This window comes from Streptomyces sp. RP5T (genome assembly GCF_003933965.1).
In the GTDB taxonomy this organism is placed as follows: domain Bacteria; phylum Actinomycetota; class Actinomycetes; order Streptomycetales; family Streptomycetaceae; genus Streptomyces.
On the sequence record NZ_RSAJ01000712.1, the window covers coordinates 1 to 3856 of the forward strand.

Below are 3856 nucleotides of genomic sequence, written 5' to 3' on the forward strand. Positions count from 1 at the left end.
GGGTCGGCCTCCTCGGACACGGTGGGTGCCAGTACCTCCCGGGCGCGGTCCCGTCGGCCCAGACTGAGCAACAACTCGGCGTACTCCTCCCGCACGGCGAACTCGATCTCGGGGTCACCGCACTGGAGCGCCTGCTCGAACCAGCGGCACGCCTCCTGCGGGCGGTCGTCCGCGACCAGCACCTGCGCCAGCAGCCGCAGGGCCTGCGGCCGGTGCTCGACATCCTCGGAGCCGGCGAGCGGCAACAGCGTCTCCTCGGCCTCGCGCCAGCGCTCCATGCGGAACAGGGTGCCGCCCAGATACCGACGGGCCTGCCACTCGACGCCGGGTTCCCCCGTGGCGAGCGCGTCGGACAGCAGCCGCCGCGCCTCCTCCAGATCGTCCTCGGAAAGCCGTACCACTCCGAGCAGGACGCCCGCCGACGGCGCGGTGTCCGGGTCACCCATCTCCAGGGAGCTCTCCAGGAGTTCCCCGGCGGCCTGGACGTCGCCGATCTCCAGCAGGTGCTCCCCCATGCCGAAGTAGGCCACGGCGATCGCCTGGGAGTCGCCGGACTCCTCCACCCCCGGCAGCAGTTCCCGCGCCGCGTCGACGTCTCCCCGGCGCAGCAGCAGCACGCAGAGGTACGCGCGCGCGACGTTGACGACGTCGGCCACCGCCGGGTCGGGATCCGCGCTCACGTCACGCAGCAGACGGTCGGCCTCGGTGTCGTCGTCGCCCTCCAGCAGGAACTTCGCCAACTGGACCTGCGCCATCCGGGCCACGAGCGTCTCGTCGCTCCGCCCCGCCTCACGCAGCGCCCCCATGCCCTCCTCGCGCCGGCCGTCGTACACGAGGACCATGCCGAGCAGGGCGGTCGCCCAGGCCACGGCCGCGGAGTTGTCCGACTCGGCGACCACACGCAGCAGGCTCTCGGCGCGGGCGAGGTCACCGTGGTCGGCGAGGGTGACGGCCAGGTCGACCCGGGCGACCAGGGACCACTCCACGTGACCCGAGTCGATGGCGATCCGGTAGGCCTCCTCCGCGTCCGCGATCCTGCCCTCGCCAGACAGGTAGTCGCCGAGGATGTCCGCGGCGCGCGGCCCCTGGTCGGGGTGTCCGGAGCGCGCCGCCTCCATCAGCAGTTCCTCGGCGCGCCCGGCGATGCCGTCCCTGGCGGCGAGCATCGCGGCCAGGTTGATCCGGGCGATCTGCGTCCAGTCCCGGTGCCCGGAGCCGATCGCGACGCGGTAGGCGTGTTCGGCTTCCGGTGTCCGGTCGGCCGCGGCCAGCAGCTCGCCCAGGACGTCGGCGGCACGCGGGGCCTGTTCGACGTGGCCGGAGTCCATGACCTCGGTGAGCAGTGCGTGCCCCGCCTCCAGGTCGTCGGCCTGGGTGGCCAGGAGGAAGGCCAGATCGACGCGGGCGGTGTGCGACCAGTCCGGGTGCCCGGAGGCGACCGCACGCTCCAGCCAGCCCCGGGCGGTGTCCGGTTCCTGCACCGCGGTGTGCCACTCGCCGAGCACGCATGCGGCACGCGGCCCCTGGTCGGGGTGCCCCCGCTCGGCCGCCTCGCGCAGCAACGGCAGGGCGTCCTCGACGTCGCCCTGCTGCAACAGCGCGATGCCGAGGCTCACGCGTGCGACCGGGACGAGCAGGGGGTGTCCGGAGCGGAGCACGGCCTCCAGCATCCGGCGCGCCTCGTCCAGCCGGCCCTGGAGGATGTACAGCTCGGCGAGGCCCGCCTGGGCCTGCGGAGCGGCGTGGTAACCGCCGCTGTCCGCCGCCGACTTCAGCAGTTCCTCGGCGCGCTGGAGCTTGCCCTGGTTGACGAGGATCCCGCCGAGGCCGACCGAGGCAAGCGCGGTGATCTGGCCGGCGATCGAATCGCCGACCGCGCGGGACAGCGCCCACGGCTGCTCCTCGACCTCGGTCCTGCCCGCGCGGGCGGACCCGCCGGTGCCGGGCTTGGCCCGTTCACGGGAGGCGGGGCGGGCACCGTGCGCACCGCGGACGTCCCGGGTGAGCACGCTGACGTACTGCGTCCGTGCCAGTGAGGTGACCTCGGTGTCCCCGGCGGCGAGCACCGCCTCCAGGATCCGTTCGGCCCGGAGGGACTCGCCCTGCATCGCGAGCAGGCGGGCGAGACCCACCTGTGCCATCTGCGAGACCTGGGCGTCGCGGGAGGTGACGGCGGTCTCCAGGAGCGCGCGGGCCCGGTCGCGGTCGCCGGTGATGGTGAGGAGTCCGGCCAGGTCGACCTGGGCGAGGGGGACCACGTCCTCGACGCCGGAGGCGGCCGCCGTGTTCAGCAGGGTGGCCGCCTCCTCGAAGTCGCCCTGGTAGAAGTGGATCTCACCGAGCATCAGGGAGGCCCAGGCGGCGCTGTCCTGCTCGCCCGTGGTGCGGGCCACCCGCGCGAAGATCTGCTCGGCGACCTCGGTCTCGCCGCGCAGCAGGGCCGCGTACGCGCTGCGCAGCAGGTCGCCGGCCGGCTGGTGGTCGGCGAGGTGCTGCCAGGCCGTGCGGGGTACGGCGGCGGCCGGATCGTCCGTGCGGCCGTCCAGGTACTCCGCGAGGTGGGGCGATCCGGTGTAGGCGGGCGGCAGGCCCGGGCGTGCGTCGCGGTGCAGCAGGGCGACCCTTCCGGCGACCGGCTCGCGTGCCCACTCCAGGCCGGTGCGGAAGAGCGCGTCGTCGGGGTCGAAGTGCGGATGGTGCACGGCGAGGTAGACGTCGAACAGGTGGCGCAGCCGGTCCTCCGGCACCGGCTCGGTCATGCCCATGCGGTACCAGTCGGTGGCCGCCTTCACCACCGCCCAGCCGGCCGGGCAGGTCTCCACGCCGTCGTCGAACCTCTGCTCCAGGGCGGGAGCGGCCACCATGAGCTCGCCGATGCCGCGCTCCGCGAAGTCCTCGTCGGGGTACAGATCGCGGGCGGCCGCGGTGTCCTCGGCGCCGAGCCGCGAGGGCAGCTTGACCGTGCGCGCCTTGCCCAGGACGGTGCGGGAGACCCGTCCGACGTCGTTCTCCATGCCGGTCAGCGCGGCCCGCTGCTTGGCGGGGAGGGTGGCCACGACGACGACCGGCGGGTCCCGGCGGGCCAGCCGGTCGAGGATCTGCAGGTCCAGGCCGCCGGGCTGGAGATAGCGGTGCAGATCGTCCAGCCAGAGCACGCCGGGGTCCGGTCCGGTGGGCAGGGCGAGCCGGCTCAGGTCGTCCAGGACCCGCTGGTCCGGCCCGTCGGGGCGGGGCATCATCAGCCGGGCGCCGGGCAGCACACGGTTCAACGCCTCGTAGAGCGTGCGGGACTTGCCGGCCTTGGCGGGGCCGAGCAGCACCACGAACCGGGCCTCGGCGAGTGCCGCGTCGAGTTCGCCGTCCTGCGGGTGCCGGGGCACGTAGGGCGCGGTCTCCGGACGGTTTCCGTATTTGGAGCGGGAGACGCCGATGTCGTACGGGTCGACCGCGTCCACGCGGGGGATCCCGCCGTCCTCGGTCAGCGGGATCCACAGCAGCCGCTCCAGCCGGTCGCGCAGTTCCTCGCGCGTGGTGTCGCGCACGTGCTCGGCGAGCGGCGGCCAGTAGCGGGCGAGGACCTCGACCCTGACGGCGTACGCGGTGCGCCGGTCCACCCCGGTCTTCCTGGAGACGGGGTCACGGGCGACCATCATGCCGATCACACCCCGGGTGTTCATGTCCCACACCGCGGAGCCGGAGAAGCCACCCTCCAGCGCGAATCCGTGGGTGCCTGCCTCCATCTGGAGCCATTCGCGGCCGGCCCTGCCGTTGATCTCGCCCCGGACGTGGATTCCGTCCCGGTGCTCCCTCGGGTAGCCGTAGACGCGGAAGCGGTGGTCCCAGGTGGTGCCGGTGG

Annotated in this window: 1 protein-coding gene; it reads right to left on the reverse strand. The window is 73.9% G+C overall.

Annotated features, from left to right (window positions below; all coding sequences use genetic code 11):
- Positions 1 to 3856 (reverse strand): tetratricopeptide repeat protein (locus EHS43_RS39650; protein WP_148104221.1); only part of this gene is annotated, 3856 nt, incomplete at both ends.